This window comes from Candidatus Kerfeldbacteria bacterium, assembly GCA_016214565.1.
Classification (GTDB): domain Bacteria; phylum Patescibacteriota; class Patescibacteriia; order UBA10025; family JAHIVO01; genus JAXDBW01.
Genome location: JACROE010000002.1, coordinates 807,004 through 824,069, shown reverse-complemented (window position 1 = coordinate 824,069; position 17,066 = coordinate 807,004). Strand labels below are relative to the sequence as shown.

Annotated in this window: 19 protein-coding genes; 3 read left to right on the top strand and 16 right to left on the bottom strand. The window is 46.0% G+C overall.

The annotated features are described in order from the left end of the window. Position 1: 1 nt before the first annotated feature. From HZC01_03955 to HZC01_03915, 9 genes are all read right to left on the bottom strand, one after another. Complete coding sequence (locus tag HZC01_03955; GenBank protein MBI5037826.1) at positions 2-808, bottom strand: ATP-binding cassette domain-containing protein; 807 nt, start codon at positions 806-808, stop codon at positions 2-4. A gap of 6 nt (positions 809-814) precedes the next feature. Further along, the gene (locus tag HZC01_03950; protein ID MBI5037825.1) at positions 815-1,210 is read right to left on the bottom strand and encodes a hypothetical protein; all 396 of its coding nucleotides are present in this window, start codon (positions 1,208-1,210) and stop codon (positions 815-817) included. A 7-nt stretch (positions 1,211-1,217) separates the two neighbouring features. Continuing rightward, on the bottom strand, positions 1,218-2,168 hold the full coding sequence (locus HZC01_03945) for a DNA recombination protein RmuC (GenBank protein MBI5037824.1): 951 nt from the start codon (positions 2,166-2,168) through the stop codon (positions 1,218-1,220). A 430-nt stretch (positions 2,169-2,598) separates the two neighbouring features. Beyond that, the gene (locus tag HZC01_03940) at positions 2,599-3,441 is read right to left on the bottom strand and encodes a TatD family hydrolase (protein MBI5037823.1); all 843 of its coding nucleotides are present in this window, start codon (positions 3,439-3,441) and stop codon (positions 2,599-2,601) included. 1 nt (position 3,442) lies between these two features. Beyond that, entirely contained in the window at positions 3,443-3,949 is a 507-nt protein-coding gene (locus HZC01_03935) for a CvpA family protein (protein MBI5037822.1), read from the bottom strand. A 3-nt stretch (positions 3,950-3,952) separates the two neighbouring features. After that, positions 3,953-5,383 (bottom strand): methionine--tRNA ligase, encoded by a 1,431-nt coding sequence (locus HZC01_03930; GenBank protein ID MBI5037821.1) that lies wholly within the window; start codon positions 5,381-5,383, stop codon positions 3,953-3,955. Between the two features lie 85 nt (positions 5,384-5,468). Further along, positions 5,469-6,374, bottom strand: coding sequence for a glycosyltransferase family 2 protein (locus tag HZC01_03925; protein MBI5037820.1), 906 nt, complete (start codon positions 6,372-6,374; stop codon positions 5,469-5,471). Positions 6,375-6,512: 138 nt separating this feature from the next. Continuing rightward, positions 6,513-6,677, bottom strand: coding sequence for a hypothetical protein (locus HZC01_03920; GenBank protein MBI5037819.1), 165 nt, complete (start codon positions 6,675-6,677; stop codon positions 6,513-6,515). 145 nt (positions 6,678-6,822) lie between these two features. Then, a complete protein-coding gene (locus HZC01_03915; protein MBI5037818.1) occupies positions 6,823-7,464 on the bottom strand; it encodes a hypothetical protein in 642 nt (213 codons plus the stop codon). 176 nt (positions 7,465-7,640) lie between these two features. On the opposite strand from HZC01_03915, the gene HZC01_03910 reads away from it, so the two are divergent. Beyond that, a complete protein-coding gene (locus tag HZC01_03910; GenBank protein MBI5037817.1) occupies positions 7,641-8,480 on the top strand; it encodes an alpha/beta hydrolase in 840 nt (279 codons plus the stop codon). 119 nt (positions 8,481-8,599) lie between these two features. On the opposite strand, the gene HZC01_03905 is transcribed toward HZC01_03910, so the two are convergent. Both HZC01_03905 and HZC01_03900 read right to left on the bottom strand, forming a co-directional pair. After that, positions 8,600-8,935 carry a hypothetical protein gene (locus HZC01_03905; protein MBI5037816.1) on the bottom strand — a complete coding sequence of 112 codons (336 nt, stop codon included), beginning with the start codon at positions 8,933-8,935 and terminating at the stop codon, positions 8,600-8,602. Positions 8,936-9,045: 110 nt separating this feature from the next. Continuing rightward, on the bottom strand, positions 9,046-10,419 hold the full coding sequence (locus HZC01_03900; GenBank protein MBI5037815.1) for a hypothetical protein: 1,374 nt from the start codon (positions 10,417-10,419) through the stop codon (positions 9,046-9,048). Positions 10,420-10,588: 169 nt separating this feature from the next. On the opposite strand from HZC01_03900, the gene HZC01_03895 reads away from it, so the two are divergent. Continuing rightward, entirely contained in the window at positions 10,589-11,353 is a 765-nt protein-coding gene (locus HZC01_03895) for a hypothetical protein (protein ID MBI5037814.1), read from the top strand. 246 nt (positions 11,354-11,599) lie between these two features. Here HZC01_03895 and rsmI read toward each other — a convergent pair whose 3' ends face one another. Then, complete coding sequence (rsmI, locus tag HZC01_03890; GenBank protein MBI5037813.1) at positions 11,600-12,289, bottom strand: 16S rRNA (cytidine(1402)-2'-O)-methyltransferase; 690 nt, start codon at positions 12,287-12,289, stop codon at positions 11,600-11,602. 103 nt (positions 12,290-12,392) lie between these two features. Here rsmI and rpsU point away from each other — a divergent pair, with 103 nt between their 5' ends. After that, on the top strand, positions 12,393-12,719 hold the full coding sequence (gene rpsU, locus HZC01_03885) for a 30S ribosomal protein S21 (GenBank protein MBI5037812.1): 327 nt from the start codon (positions 12,393-12,395) through the stop codon (positions 12,717-12,719). 55 nt (positions 12,720-12,774) lie between these two features. Here the strand turns inward: rpsU and HZC01_03880 are convergent, their stop codons facing one another. The 4 genes from HZC01_03880 to HZC01_03865 form a co-directional block, all read right to left on the bottom strand. Beyond that, on the bottom strand, positions 12,775-13,836 hold the full coding sequence (locus HZC01_03880; protein MBI5037811.1) for an AI-2E family transporter: 1,062 nt from the start codon (positions 13,834-13,836) through the stop codon (positions 12,775-12,777). 30 nt (positions 13,837-13,866) lie between these two features. Then, a complete protein-coding gene (locus tag HZC01_03875; GenBank protein MBI5037810.1) occupies positions 13,867-15,132 on the bottom strand; it encodes an insulinase family protein in 1,266 nt (421 codons plus the stop codon). Between the two features lie 14 nt (positions 15,133-15,146). Beyond that, a complete protein-coding gene (locus tag HZC01_03870) occupies positions 15,147-15,590 on the bottom strand; it encodes a GNAT family N-acetyltransferase (GenBank protein ID MBI5037809.1) in 444 nt (147 codons plus the stop codon). A 79-nt stretch (positions 15,591-15,669) separates the two neighbouring features. Next, positions 15,670-17,019 carry a glycine--tRNA ligase gene (locus HZC01_03865; protein ID MBI5037808.1) on the bottom strand — a complete coding sequence of 450 codons (1,350 nt, stop codon included), beginning with the start codon at positions 17,017-17,019 and terminating at the stop codon, positions 15,670-15,672. Between the last annotated feature and the right edge of the window lie 47 nt (positions 17,020-17,066).

Here is a 17,066-nt window from a genome sequence, read left to right as displayed (position 1 = left end):
ATTATTTCCATCGACCAAACAAACCTTTCTTTTTACTGTTCATCATGGCTAACTGTTTCTCTTCAGCTGCCGCTTGCGCCTCAAACATTGCTTCGGTGCCCACGATACTCGTGAAAGCCGCTTCAAGATTTGATTGCTTTGTCTGTGCCAAAAGTTCTTTAACTGAACCCTCCGCTACCAGTGCTGAACGGTGAATTATGGCAACTCGATCGCACAATTTCTCCGCGTCAAACATATCGTGAGTCGACAGTACAACTAATTTCTTCATTGCCCGCGCTTGCTGCATGAAAGCAATAACCGTTTGTGCCGCGAGCACATCCAGTCCTGCAGTTGGTTCGTCAAACATGATAACTTTTGGGTCGTGGATAATCGAACGGCCAATAGCCACTTTCTGCTTCATGCCCGTAGAAAATTTTCCCGCCCGGCGATCGGCAAATCGCTCCATGTGCAAAATTCGAACTAAATCATTGATGCGATTCTCAAGTGACTCCCCGCCCATGCCGTACAACCGGCCAAAATAGCGGAGATTCTCCCGTGCCGTGAAGCGGTCATACAGGCCGATGTCAGCGGTCAGTAACCCAATGTTCCGCCGAACCTCTTCCGGCTGCTGCACAATATCAAAACCAGCCACCGTGGCCGTACCGCTAGTTGGTTGCAACACAGTCGCTATGACGCGGATGGTGGTTGTTTTACCCGCGCCATTGGGTCCAAGCAAGCCAAAAATCTCACCGGCGTGCGCCTCGAAAGAGATATCATTGACGGCGGTAAAATCGTTAAATTTTTTTGTTAACCCTTGAACGGATAACATGATGACTTATATATTCATCATTTGATACGGCACTCCATTAAACGTATCACCGAGGAACTCGCGAATAGCGCTGCCCTGGCTATGGGTACCATAATACATTTGAATAACGGCTTTGCCCGGGCAATCGCTGCGAGGACTTACAGCGACATCGCTGCCTCCGCGCTCGTTAATACCGTCAATCTGTCCAGCGGATTGCTGCAGCAGTTGCTGTGTAGCGGCAGTACTGCGCAGTTCACCGCAGGCCGGCACCCGCGCCCAGGCATTCGCCTGGAAATAAGTAACAATCATCCAAATGATAAATACAATGACGCCCACGCCCAACGTACCCATCACGCCAATCACCACCCGCCAAAAAAATATCTGACGGGAATTTGGCTGTGCTTGCATTGATGTTTCTTCCATATGGATATTACTCGTCCTGCGGGCGTGGCAGTTCTATCGGTATGACCTCTCCGCCCTTTTGGGCGATCTTTACCACGTCCTTATCAATTTTTTTGAATTCTTTATAGGCAGTGTTATATGTATTCACGGTAGTGCCTAAATGCTGACCGAGCTTTTGCAAATAGCTGTCATACGCCATGATGTGTTTCGATAATACCTCCACATTCTTCCGAATCTCTTCCGCTGATTCCTCAATCTGCATTGCCCGTAAACCTTGCAAGACTGTCTGCAAATAAGCTAAGAAACTGGTGGGCGAAACAATCACGACATGCTTTTCTTTGAACGCGTATTCTATCAAATCCCGTGTGGCCACTTTTACGACACCAACTTTATTAACTAACAGATCATAATAAATCGCTTCAGAGGGAATAAACATGAAAGCGAATTCCATCGTCTTTTCGCTCGGACGAACATATTTGGCAGTTTCATCGATACGATTTTTCAAGTCAATCTTAAACTGCTTTTCATAGTGCTCACGCGAAGCATCATCCGGTGCGTCCAAGACGCGCTGGTAATTTTCTAGTGAAAATTTCGAGTCAACTGGAATTATCTTGTCTTTGACAAAAACCACCGCATCGACGATTTCGCCGTCCTTAAACTTGTATTGCATTTGATACGAGTTTGGCGGTAAAACATTTTTAAGCGTTTCCTCCAAATAATACTCACCCAAGATCCCGCGCTGTTTTGGATTCGTCAGGGTGTCTTGGAGGCGTTTGAGCTGATCAGAAAAATTGAGCACCTGCCGGTTGGTTTCATCCAAACGAGTTAATTTCTCGGTCACGTGTTGCACTATTTTCGCTGATTCCCCAAATTGCGCTTGGATGGCACGGGTTGATTCACCAAGCTTCGTGTCCATCATGCGAGACATTTCTCCGCTTTTTTCATTAAGCTGGGTAATCCGCTCTTCTAATCGTACCATCTTCTCAAAAAACTCCGGCGATACGTCGCCGGTTCCCAATTGCTTCCGTGCATTCACTATCAAAACCACCACCCCAATCAGGATGAGCACTCCAATAATGGCAACAAGAATATCAGATGGCATATAGCCTATTGTAGCATTGGCGCCCTGCAAGCGCAAAACAGCGGCTTAGACGGCCTTTTATTAATAATAGTTATCCACAAGTATGTCCTTGTCATTAAAAAATAAGGGGTTTATAATAGAGATACTTTCCCCCAACCCCCTTCCTTTCTCCCCCAACCCCCCAACACCAAAATCAACACAAACCCCCTTCCTTTATCACTTTCCTTCGCTCCTTAGCACCAATTCATTCGCCCTTTCATCACTACAAATATACGGTCGGAATGCATATGCATATCCGACCTTTCTCTTTATCTAAATATATTTTACTCTAGCCGGGAAGTTTGAAAAAAGTCTCGGCATTTTTCGTCGTCTGCACCTCAACCTCCTCGTACGACAACCCTTTGATCTGAGCAATCCGATCAACCACATACCGCACATAGCGCGGTTCGTTTCGTTTCCCCCGCACTAACTGTGGAGCCAAATAGGGCGAGTCTGTTTCTACCATCATGCTATCCAATGGAGTTTTCTTTACCACCTCCTCCAGCTTGTGCGTCTTCGGAAAAGTAATAATACCCGTAAAAGAAATCATCAAACCGGCATCTAATATCTTTTTTGCTATTACCCAATCCTCCGTAAAGCAATGCACCACGGCGTTTGAAAAATTTGCTTCTGTGATCAGCTCTAGCATATCTACATATGCACGTGCAGGGTCAGCCTTAGCGCCGCGCGTATGAATAATAATTGGTTTATTGATTTTCTGCGCGAGTTGAATAGCTTTGATGAAAGTCCATTTTTGCTTTTGAATAAATTCATCATCAGAAATGCCGGTCGGTTTATGATAATAATCAATTCCCATTTCCCCAATCGCCACCACGCCGGGAGCTTGGGCTAACTCAGCATAGTCCTCTGTTTTAAATTCTTCTCGCCGGGTATGAAATGAATCCTCACCTTCATCCACATCCATATCAAAAAGGTGAATCGGATGCAGACCGACTGCCGCAAACATTTGTCCGGGATGCTCTTTTGCCAATTTGACCGCGCGCTGGCTGGTAGAATACTGCGAACCAACATTAATTACCCGCACATGTTCATCGCGTGTACGCTGAATCACCGCATCCAAGTCATCACGGTAAGCAGCAAAATTCAAATGGCAATGGGTATCTATCAACATGCTAGGAAATGACCTCAATCTTCAGTGAGGCGGGAATCAGCGGAGTCAAAATACTGGCAATAGTCATAAACAGCCCGGCCAATACGGAATCGCTGATTGCCTGGTTAATGCTTGGCGATAGTTCAAAATTACTCGCCACAAATAAGACAACGCCAATGACCAGTGCTCCCTCGATAAATCCGAGCATGGCGCCGGCCAATCGGTTAGCTGAACTGACGAAGGGAAATAGCCGCACCAGCTTAAATCCGCTATCAAACATTTTCGCTACCCAACCCACCAGCTGGCTTGTGGCAATAAAGATGACGGCAAAGGCGACCAGATCTGCAATATTCGGCTTCAACAAAAACATTTGAAAAAAAGATGAAACACCATCATATAATTGACCCGCCGCAATCACCCCTACTACTACCCCGATAATTGTTCCGAGCGTGTGAATAAAACCAAACCAAAAACCAGAGCCAATAAAGCCGAGAAATAAGATAAGAATAATAAGATCAAGTGTGCCCATACACTATTTTCGTTTAAATAATGGTTCTCCTTTTACGATTTTTTCCGCGGAAAATGCGCCCACGATCTGCGCGGCGGCATTGGGCATGAAGGGCTCTAATACCTTCACCAGATCCAGTAAAAATCGTGCCAGCTGGGACAAGAGCAACTCCAGTGCTTCGCGCTGGGCGGGATCTTTTGCCAGCACCCAGGGTTTTTGGTCGTCTATCATATGATTAGCATCATCAATTGCGGACCACATTTTTTTCAATGCCAAGTCAAATTCAAGCCGTTCAATATGCAGACCGACTTCGTCAAGGAATATTGGTGAAATGACATCCTGGGGTATCCGACCATCGCAATACTGCTCAATCATATTTAACACCCGACTCACGAGATTGCCCAGGTTGTTGGCGAGGTCAGCATTATATTTTTCAATAAATAATTCTTGTTTGATGTCACCGTCTTGACCAAAAGGAAATTGCGACAGCAACAAATACCGCGTTGCATCTGCGCCAAATTGAGTCACCAAGTCATTAGGATCAATGACGTTGCCCAATGACTTGGACATTTTTTGCCCATTAAGGCTAAAGAAGCCGTGCGCAAATATTTTCTTCGGCAATTCCTCCCCGGCTGCCAGCAACATGGCTGGCCAATAAATGGCGTGAAACTTCACGATATCCTTTGCCATCAAGTGGACATCTGCCGGCCACCATTTCACAAATTCATCCTGATTAATACCATAACCGATAGCGGAAATGTAATTCTGCAAAGCTTCGACCCAGACGTAAATTTTTTGCTTTGGATCAATTGGAAAATCAATCCCCCATTTGACCCGCTCACGGGTCACGGAAAAATCCTTCAAGCCTTGCTTGAATAACCCCAATACTTCGCTACGGCGCGAGTCTGGCTCGATGGCTAATACCCCGTCCTGAATTAAGCGCTGTACTTCAGGAAGGTATTGGGTTAATTTGAAAAACCAGTTCTTCTCTTTTACCACTTCGGGTTTTTTCTTGTGAATCGGGCACAGGCCGTCGATCAAATCTTTCTCAGTATAAAAGTCCTCACACCCGCGGCAGTACAGTCCCTCGTACGTCCCCTGATAGAGGGCATCGTTGGCATGCAATTTTTCCATGAAGATTTTCACCGAAGCCTCGTGTTCCTTCAGCGTCGTCCGCATGAATATATCATGGCTAATCTCAAGATTAGCAAACGTTTTTGAAAATTCACCGGCATTCTGATCAACAAACGCCCGCACTGACTGACCGGCCTTTTCCGCGCTTTCTGCTACTTTGTCGCCATGCTCATCAGTACCAGTCAAAAAAAACACCTCAGCTCCCTGCAGCCGGTAATACCGCGCCAAAACATCGGCCGCAATCGTGGTGTAGGCATGCCCAATATGCGGCTTATCATTGACGTAATAAATAGGTGTTGTTACATAAAATCGCTGTGCCATAATATGTATAGTATACCAAAAATTTTCGGATTGAGGTATCAATTAACCGAATATTTCTAATCCAAGCTAGTACCCACTCATCAGACTAAACCATGAAGACCCTCTGTCTGATGGCCTGTCTAATCACCTGCCACCGCCGCATCAGAATCCAGACTGGCCATTTAGTAAAAAAAATAAGCAGTCCTCGCTTACCATGATACCAATATCTCACCAGTAGTAATGGAATGAGTAAAGGCAGTAACGCAATTTTAATATAATCAGACGGCTCGACAACGACACGCCATCGGGCCGGACCGCCAAAAGCAAGATAGTGTATAGGATACATTTTCTTTAAGACTGGCCAAACAGCCAGATTTTTTGATGAAGCCAGCAGGCTTCTGATGGTCCAAGTTTCGGGCTGATGGTAAACAAGCGCTTGCGGCACCCGCCCGTACCGTGCACCTGAGGCTACCGCGCGGATTGCCAATTCGGTGTCCTCGTTATGATATTCATCAAAAGTGCTTTCAAAAGATCCGATGCGATCCAAAAGCTTTTTAGTAAACGCAATATTTGCTCCACCTGGCCAACGGCCGCCGCCATTACTGGTTAACCGTTCGGGGAAATAGCCCTGATACTGCTGGTTGACATAAAACGTTGCCCCAAACACAAAATCATATGATCCAAATCGCACGGCTGACTCAAGCTCATTGAGCCAGTGGCTATCTACAATGCAATCATCATCCGTAAACGCTACGATAGTTCCTCGAGCCTGGCAAAATCCGCTCGTACGCGCTTGAGATTGCCCACGATTTTTTTCATGATGGATAACCGTGATGCGTGGATCAGTCAGACTATCAAGGTATGCTCTCGTACCATCAGTCGACCCGTCATTGACCACCAATATCTCATACTCTGTGTGTGCTAACTTTGTCACTGAGTGTAGACAGTCACGTAAACGAGTAAGACGATTATATGTTGGTATAACAAGGCTAATCATTTCTAACATTTGCAAAAAATGTTCGAGTCATATAGTATACCAAAAATCTTCGGATTGAGGTATGTGAAGTATTGTAGCCGTATATAAAAAAACCGCAGTACCACTTAAGTGACGTTGCGGTTTTGACTCATCTGACGAGGATACGGTGAGGCGTCAGGCAAGTACTGCTCGACCAAACAAAGAGTCAATCTTTTTTGCTAAGAATGCAAGAAAGATGACAATCCCGAGAAACAGGAGTACGACCAGGCTAAGAGCCATTTTGTCGACACGCGGCCACTGGGATATGAAATCCGCCCAAAGATACTGAAACATGTTCATACTATCCTCCATGCTATCGAGAGATTATTATTTAACAGAGCTATTTCTTGATGCCCTATCGTATAGCGTTTTCTTCTTTTTGTCAACGAACAACCAAAACCGCTGACACACATGCGTGTATCAGCGGCTATCTGAAAAATTCTGGTTACTTTTTCGCCGGTGTTGCTGAAGCGACCACCGTCTGAGCCGCTGGTACTGAAGCCAACAAACTATTGTACACATACCCGTATGCCAGCCAGACGATCGGTATAGCTACAAAGATGCCGATACCAAAGGCGATAGCGCCAAGTATGAAAACGCCGAAAGACGCCATCGCTAAACCAAATAACGACCCTTTGATTCCGCTTGTCATGTGCGCGCTCGCTTTCATCGCGTCAGTGATGCTCATGTCCTTATCCACGATGAAATACATGGTAAATGAATATTTCAAAGCGAGGTAAATGCCCGGAATAATAAAGAGAACTAAGCCAACAACGAAAATAATCCCCAAGAAAATCATACCAAGGAACACCCGCAAGAAATATTTTGTCTGGGTAAACACATCCGTCAATTCACGCTTAGTGCCCCGAACATAGTCAATGACAATACGGAGCATGCCACTGGTAATCCAAGCGCTCAAAAGCAGCCCCAGCAATCCAAGTGTATTATTATCATTGTCAATCATGCTTGGAAATCCGTTAACAACCGCGACAATAACCGACAACGCAATTAAATACCAAAAATCTTTCTTAATCGACGCCCAGCCAAAACCAATGGCTTGGCCGATGTGCACTGCTTTTTCTGACATAGGACTATTTGATTAATGAATTATAGCTTCAGTATATCAATAATTTGTGTAAAGTAAAATATTGGTCAACCCACGCGACTCCCCGGATGCCCAGCGAGACTTTACAATTATCATGACACACAGTATAGTGGGGTGAAATAGTTTTGTTCCTTAAATCTTAAATAATGGAGGGTACTGTGGTGAAAACCAATTATACGCTACACTACGCTCCGGCCAAGTGGAGCGTATCCGACAAATCCATATTCTTCATTCATGGTCTGTGGAATGATGCAACGATTTGGGGTGAATGGGCACGGCAGTGCGCCGACCATGGATACCAATCGTGGTCCATCAACTTCCCAACCGGAAAGACGAGCCTGTCAATCAATGACTACGTGGCAATCGTCCATGACGCTTTAGATCGTATTCAATCTGAATACGGAGTAGTGCCGGTTCTATGCGGACATTCGCTCGGTGGTTTGATTGCCCAGGTCGTGGCGTCAAAACGCGCTATCCCCGCCGTGGTGCTTATCGCCAGCGTTGCCCCATTTGGCATTCGTAATATTGGCTGGTATTGGACGGCTCATCTGCCACGATACACGCCCCAAATATTCAAACATCTCTTCACGCGAGGGGTAAACCGCAACCTTGATGAATGTCAGCTTTACCGTGAGGCGCTCACGTGGGTCAGAGGTAAGCTTCCGCCGACAATCCGTCAGCGATGGCAGGATGATTTGTTTGACCAACTTGACGGTCTCCAGAGCCTACGGCAGGTCGATCCGCCTCGTATTGGACGAGTGCTTCAATCCATTATCTTGAACACAGTGCGAGTTCCGCACATTCATTCGCGCCAAATCCTGATCGTCGCAGGCAAAAATGATCAAGTGGTCCCCTTGCGGATCCAGCACTCCTTAGTTCGTAAATACGCTCCAGACAGCACCATGATCATGCATCAGTTTGGCCATATGGTCATGCGCGAAACTGGCGCCGATCACCTGTTACGACGTATACTCCACCAGCTCGAGCTGGTGGCATAAGAGTCTCGTAATTACACTATGAGGCTCTTTTTTATTAATTAATCCGATTCAATCTTCAAAAATAAAATACCAGCCACTCTTCAAACGAGAATGACTGGTAACACGATGCCGCAGAAGCGTCAATCCATACGTACATGTTCGAAGCCAATGCGCCGCTTCAAAAAAATCTGTGCCAAAATCGTGCTGTAGATAGCCCCTTCAATGATCATCAGAATGATGCGGAATATCTTCGGTGAGTCTTCGCGGTGCACATAGATCGCGACCGCCATGGCTACCAGAAAAATCACCGCATCGGCGATTCCATTCGTCCCACTCGCTTTGATAGAGCCAAGCACGAACACTGCGCCAAACAAAAGCAATGGCCCGAAGCCAATGACATGAAAATTGAATCCCCCATAGGAACCGAGCACTAAGCCCGCCGCCCCAAACAAAAGCGCCTTCCGAGACTTATTCATGCGTCCCTCCGTGAAAAAATGTTTACTGAAATGTGCCGTTTGATTATGACAGCATACTGGAACTTACCGTTAGCTGTCAATAAAAATATTTTAGAATTTCCGATTAGATTTTACCGTTCAAATTGATAGGGCGTCGAGATAATTTCTTCCGCCAGGCAGGAACCGGATTTATTTTCTGCGATGAGATGATGGCTATCAATGAGTTGTACTAGAATTTTTTGACCCGCCGTAGACTGATCCCCCCACGATTTGGATCGCGTGTCATAGCAATATACTTTACCATCGGCCGTCACTTCACTCGGCTCACGATTTACGGTTCCTTCGTGCTCCGGAACAAAAAGAAAGCTACCGTCAAGCGCGCCAGTCAATTCTCCCCCAATTGAAACGACACCAAGTGTCGGATTGAGATTGTCGTGGACAATCGCCAATCCTTGACCGGTTCCGGCTATGTTGCCGCTTTTATCATTATTATCAGGTTTTTGGCTAAACCACATGCCCTGTATCGTATCAGTTACATCCTGATCAACCTGGCCGCAAAGCGGTTCGACAGTGCGAGGGATAAACATGCCGCCGGAAGGATTCGGCGTAATCGTGCCAGTGAAAGGATCTTTATAGTCCCCGGTTTCCCACCTGCCAAACTTCTGTTCATATTGTTTTTTCAAATCGCCAGTATATAAATCAAATAAACAGATAATATGGGCGTATCGATCATCATTGTAGTATTCCCAGTTTGTCTGACTTGGCGCAGGCTCATTGTAATTAGCCGCCCAGATTTCAAAAGGCAAATTTAATTCACCTTCCGAGCGTTTAATTGCCTGAACCCAGCCGATTTCCTGACCAGCAGTCACTGGATACGAAAGCTGGTAGCCACACTGACCACCTGCCTTCTCATGTTCGCTTTTTTCGATCCCGTAGGTACAGCTTGGGGACAGATTCGCGATTGCATCTTTAATCGGCTGAATGACGTCAGTATAAGCCGCAAAATCGAGCACAACACCATCACACACGGTGTATGAGATGACATAGCCAGTCGGTGTATACGTGCCTTGATCGTCCTGAACTGAATCAATGAGGATACTCGTTATCACCGCATCGGCCGGAGCATAGAGCGGAATCCGACCCTCATACGTTGTGGCAAAATACACATGATCGACCGGCGAGGTGTGTCCGGGGGGATTGATGTTGCCCAATGGAGTTAGAGCGGCAATGTATTTTGATTCCATGAATGGATACGTCAAAATTCCCGAAAGGTTAGCTGGGCACGGTTTGTTGATAGTTGACTGCAACGTGTTGTTGGATTTCGTTGTTTGTTTTTCCGTAATTTCTTTTTTATTTATAGCCTCTGAATTACTCGAAAACTTACTTCCATTCATTACGATTACAACGACTGCAATTGCGGCAATGCCTAGGAAGCCAATCCACCAAAACCGCTTGAAAAATGATTTTTTTTGTTGAGCATCCATGGTGGTTACGTTAATAATCAAACTATATAACCCACTATATAGTATACCAAAAATCGTGAAGATTCACTCCTCCACCTGACTTAAAAAAATTTCCCGCATAACCCATTGACAAATTGATTCAATAAAAGTATGGTGATTTGAATACATAAACGTTCTTTACAATACAAGGAGCTATATCATGACTTGGTATATGTGGATACTATCCGGATTCATCTGGCTTGGTGCTTGCTTTACTGTTTTTATTATTGCCGTTGAACGATGGGGTCCAGAAAACGCACGTTGCGTATTCGGCTTTTCTTCCGACACTGATCTGTGCCCAAAAAAATACAGAGCGCAGCCTGCTCATACATTTTGGGGGGAAATGTATATAGGATTTGTCGTCTGTATTAAAATACTTTGGGCTATAATTGTTACTTCAATACTAGCAGCTATTGCGCTCGCGATAATGATTATTATATTCATTATTGGCATTATTATGTTTTGTGAAAAAATGGCAGAAAACGAGCGGAAAAGGAAAGAGTGGGAGATGCAACAGAAAGAAGCTGTACGAATAGCTGCAGTACAACATGCGGCGGCAGCAGCCGTCGTTGCTCCTAAAGCTGTGCCGATCAGTAAACCGAGGCCTCCATCATCACGCTCATCTGATTGGTCATCAAGTTCAGGTGATTATTCAGCCCCAAGCTCTAGCTCATCGAGTTTGCATTCTTCTGACTCAAGCGGCGATAGGGAGGATGTAGATGACGATGACAAATGGCGAAGAACGCTTGGCATCGCTAAATGCGATGATTGCAACGATGAAATCAATGATCTGCATCATGGTGACATCGGCGACGGCAAATGCGCTGAATGCCAAGGCGATGGGCATCCTGCATTCATGCCAGATGACGACTGCTACAAGTGTGGCGGTAGTGGAGACTGCCCTTCGTGCAACGGCAAAGGGTACACCGAAGATTAGCCAGTTGCAAGCAATGCACAAATAAGCCGTAAGATGAAACATTCTTGCGGCTTTTCATTTAAAATGTGGTAATCACTACCAAAAAATGAATCTTATCGCCATTCATTCCAATCTCCGTAATTTACTTCGCACAATCGTTTGTCCTGAATGATCTCTTATTGCTTGCCAAATACCAAATGCGCGGAATCAATCGCCCGCATCAGGTCAGAACAAAACACTGTGTCAAATTTTTTATCACTAAATATATTACTTCCCACTCACCACCACCACAAATTCCCCTTTGACGACATCAGCTTGCAGTGCAGTCAGAACCTCGGCTGCTGACCCGCGATAGATGGTTTCAAATTGCTTGGTCAACTCTCGACCAACCACGATCTGTCGATCAGGCGCTAATACTGATACTAATGATTCAAGCGCCTTTATGATGCGATGGGTGGATTCATAAAAAATAACGGTGCGTTCTGATTCCGCAATCTCCTGAAAAAGAGTCTGGCGTCCTTTTTTGTGTGGCAAGAAACCAAAGAAGACAAATTTATCCATTGGCACACCGGCGACTGATATCATGGTTGCCAAAGCCGACGCACCAGGAATCGGCACAATACGCACCGATTCGCCTAACGCCTGTACCACCTGGTGAATCAAGACGCCACCCGGATCAGAAATCCCCGGCGTACCCGCATCTGAAACTAGCGCTAACGACTTCCCTTCCCGGAGATACTGAATAATTTCGTCAACTTTCTGCACCGTCGAATGTTGGTGGTAGCTCAAAAGCGGCCGCTTGATCTCGAAATGATTGAGCAGCTGGGCAGTGTGCCGCGTATCCTCACAGAGTATCAGATCAGACTCTTTCAACACACGAATAGCTCGAAATGTTATGTCTTCGAGATTTCCAATGGGAGTAGCAATAATAAAAAGAGTGCCTTGTCTAGATTCCATATTGACTAATTAATATGCCATTGCTATGCTCATCCAACATACAATGCTACTCGTACTTTCGTCAATCAAGTATAGTCTCCAATACAACGACTGAGGAGGAACAATGTACAACCCCATAACCTATGGTTTGTATGACCGCCCGACTACGGGAGGAAGAGGGTATCTGTGGAGTCAGCCACCACCGCCAATCAAATCCCGGAAAACAGGAAATGGCGGCGTGCGTGTCCGTGAAGGCGAATCAATCGAAAGCGCCATCCGTCGACTCCGGCACCTGCTGGAAAAAACCCGCGTTACCGCGGACACACGACGCACCTATGGGCGCTATGAACCGCCATCGGTTCGGAAAAACAAATTGTTGACCCGCCATAAACGGGCAAACAAAAGAAAACGTGAAGGCACTTCTAGCCACCTTCATTTCAAACCTCGGTAATTCTCAACATTACCACTTCACTGAGCGATCGGGCCTCCCCGGTCGCTCCATTTTTTTAATTCTCGAGTACCGCCTCTTTCTCCTCTTTCGTTGCCGTAAAATCATCCACGAACGACTTGACTATCAAGCCAAACGGCACGGCCAGTAATAATCCGAGAATGCCCGCTAATTTTGCGCCAACTAACATCAATACGATGACCACCAATGGATTGAGGCCGACTGCCTTTTGCATGACTTTCGGAACGATCAGATGATTTTCTAATTGCTGAATAACGACGTACAGCCCAACCACCGCCACACCCTGAATAAAATTGCCCGTGGTCAACCCAATAAACACCGCGGGAATTGCGCCCAGTGTCGGTCCCAGATACGGAATAAACTCAGTCAGCGCCGCCCAGAGAGCTAATACCAACGCGTATTCAACGCCCAATAAAGTTAATCCAATATATGTTAGTACGCCAATAATCAAACTTAAAATTAATTGACCTCTAAGCCACATGCGCAAATTATCCTGTGATCGATTCACCAGCTGAAAAACATACGGCTGGTATTTGACTGGGGTGACTGAACGGATAAACGTTTTGAGAGCGTTGTCCTCCAGCAACATGTAAAAAGTAATGACAACCACGCCAATGAAAGCAAAGAAACCACCGAAGACTCCTCCGAGCAGACTGAAGATACCACCGCTGGATTTTCCGATATTCGTTTCCAGCGATTTGAAAACTGAATCTAAATTATCCAATACTTTCTGCTGCAATGAAAAATCCTGAAATTGCTGAAAATCATTGACGACCCGATTATAGTACTGCGGAAAATTATGGGCAATATCGGAAATCTGTCCAGCAATCGGCGGTATCATCAGCATCAACACCACGATAAATGAACCAAAAAATAAAATGTAAATGCACAGGGTTGCCACAATGCGCGGGATGCCCCGACGCTGCAAACTGGCCACCCAGGGATTGAGCGCACTGGCTATAATAATTGCCACAATCAAAATCAAAATCACCTCGCGCAGCAAATACACGATGCCCAATACGGCTAAAATAACCAGAAATCGAACAATAGATCCGGTCGAAATATTAATCGTGAATTGCTTATCGTGATGCTCACTCATACTGCGGCAAATCCTCCAATAATCAGTATACTATACCTTTAATAATCGGGAAAATCGCTCAGCTGAATCCAATGGCCCAATCAGGGCGAGATTAATGCGGTCGCGCCGAATCACATCGCGTGCCACTCGTTTAATGTCGGCGATGGTTACCTTCTCCAATCGTTCAATCATTTCGGCTGGCGTTTTAACTTTTTTCTCAAAAAGCATTTGTCGAGCCAGCCACGAGGCAACTTCATCAGACGCTTCCAGATCAAGGATCAATTTACCCTTAATAAATTCGCGCGCTTTCTTCAATTCTGCGGAAGTAATCCCGGCTACCTTCACCTTATTCAGCTCTTCCAGAATGGCGGTGACCGCTTCATCAATCCGAGACTTATCCAAGCCAGCCTGTACCATAAAAATACCCGTGTCCTCATACGGATTCACGCTGGTGCGGATAAAATAACACAATCCTTTTTTCTCACGAATCGACATGAACAGTCGAGAGCTCATATTACCACCCATAATCACATTCAATAAGTAGAGTGGGTATAAATCCTTATGCCCATGCGGATACGCGGGGAACCCAAGGCCCAGTTGAATCTGCTCGGTATCTTTTTTCTTCACCATGACATGCGGCTCCCGCTGTACCGGTGGAACAGCGCGGAAAGAATAGGATTTTTTCTGGGAAGTGCCGCGCGCAAAGTGCCGACTAATATCATCCACCACCGTTTCGCTGACGTTTCCAGATACAGCCACCAACATGTTGGTCGGTCGGTAATAGGTGTTGTAGTAATCCAATAATTGCTGGCGAGTTACTTTCTGAATAACTGATTTCGGACCGGCGATATTCCAGCCTAGCGGATGATCACCCCACACCGTTTGTTCAAACACATCTTCCATCATCATCAAGGGATTATCCTCGTACATATTGATTTCCTCAATGATGACGCCGCGCTCCCGCTCAATTTCCTTGGGATCAAAAATCGAATGTTGCAGCATGTCTGACAGCATGTCGAGAAGCAATGGTAATTTATCAATATGAGCTTTGATATAATACCCCGTCACGTCTTTTGAGGTGAAAGCATTGTACTCCGCACCAATGCCGTCCAATTCACGAGTAATCTTCAGTGCCGTCGGCCGCTTGGTGGTGCCCTTGAACATCAAGTGCTCCACAAAATGCGAAATACCATTGATATTCCGCGCCTCAAATCGAGAGCCGACTTTGACTAAGACTAGAAGCGTCACGGCTTTAGTATCCCGTAGCGGAGCGACGATAACGCGCATGCCATTTTTCAGGGTATGGGTGGTGAACATGGAGATGGTAAGCTTTATTTTTTAATTAAATCAAGTTGCATGGCATTTTCATGCGGCCGAAAGCCTGCCTTGCGGTAAAATGGTAGATTGTGGTCAGCGCAGAACAGGCGCAATCGGTAGCAGCCAGCCTTTTTCGCTTCAGCAATCGCCTGACGAATCAGTGCCCGACCAATACCCCGCCGTTCATAAGCCGGACGTACAACCACGTCTTCGATATGCCCCATCATCCGGAAATTATGCACAAACTTTTGCTCCAGAATAAGCGTGGTCAAGCCAAGCACCATGCCGCGCTGATCTACGGCCACCAAATGAACTTGATTTTTATTACGCTGAATTTTCTTAAATGTCTGCCTGGCGCGCGGAATGCTCACCTGTACTGATTTTGATAAATTCATCAGTGCCTCAAAAAATTCTTGAGTCAGGTGCTTTTGAGATAGTCGAGTGATGGTGTATTTCATATATGGCCGTTGTCATTCTGAAACCGGCAAAGCCGGTGAAGAATCTCCCGCCCTGCGGGCACTAATGACTACATATTCGCTAGCTACTAAGCTTTTTCCCCAAATACTCTACTAAATCCCCGACGGGTATTCGTTCCTGGGTCATCGTATCCCGATCACGGACAGTCACTTGTTTATCAGTATTGCTATCAAAATCATAGGTGACGCAGTAGGGCGTACCGATTTCGTCTTGACGACGATAGCGTCGGCCGATAGAGGCAATGTCATCATATTGGATGGTCCAATGCTGGCGCAATGTCTGTGCAATTTCTTTGGCTGGACCCGATACTTCATCTTTTTTGGACAATGGAAGTACGGCGACTTTGATTGGCGCTAATTCTTTATGCAGCCGCAACACCACTTCTTGTTCTTTGTTGCTCTCGGTGGTGGTACTGCGTCCGCCGCTGATTTCCGTATAGGCATCAATAAGAAATGCTAACGCCGCACGATCCACGCCAGCCGACGGCTCTATCACATACGGTACAAATGTTTCATTAGACACTTCATCGCGATAAGATAAACCGTGCGCCTTCAGGTCAAAGTCAGTTCGGTTGGCAATACCCATCAGCTCTGACCAGCCTTTGTCTCCTCCAGAGGCGGATCCGCCTTTGGAGGAGAAAGGAAAATTGTATTCGATGTCCGTGGTGGCTTTTGAATAATGCGCAAGTTCCGACTTGGGTTGTTCGAAGAAACGTAAATTATCTTTCTTAATACCCAAATCGAGGAACCACTGCATGCTAGCCTCAACCCATGCCTTAAATTCTTTTTCGTCGTCTTTTGGATTAATGAAATACTCCAGCTCCATTTGTTCAAATTCACGCGAGCGGAAAATAAAATTGCCCGGGGTGATTTCATTGCGGAAGGCTTTGCCGATCTGCCCAATGCCAAAGGGCACTTTCAATCGCATCGACTGTCGCACCAATTCAAAATTTACAAAAATATTCTGCGCGGTTTCCGGACGCAAATATGCCACACTAGCGGAATCCTCAGTTGGGCCGACAAATGTTTTGAACATAGTATTGAATTGCTTTGCCTCGGTCAGTGTTCCGCCGCAATCAGGGCATTTCTTGGTATCAGCTAAATCATCAGCCTTGAACCGGTGATGGCATTTTTTGCACTCAACTAACGTGTCAGCAAAGCCGCCCACGTGGCCGCTCTTCTGCCACACCGTCGGATTGGTCACAATGGCCGCATCCTGCCCAACCACATTTGCTCGTCCCTGGACAAATCGCTTCCACCAGGACTTCTTGATGTTATTTTTCAACTCAACACCCAGGGGGCCAAAATCCCAAAACCCTTGTAGGCCGCCGTAGATTTCGCCGGATTGAAATATAAAACCCCGCCGCTTGGCAAGGGAGATGACTTTTTCCATGGGTGATAATTCCGCCATAATTGTTCTCAAGTATAACGTTTCTGAACCTTTTTGGCAATGTGATA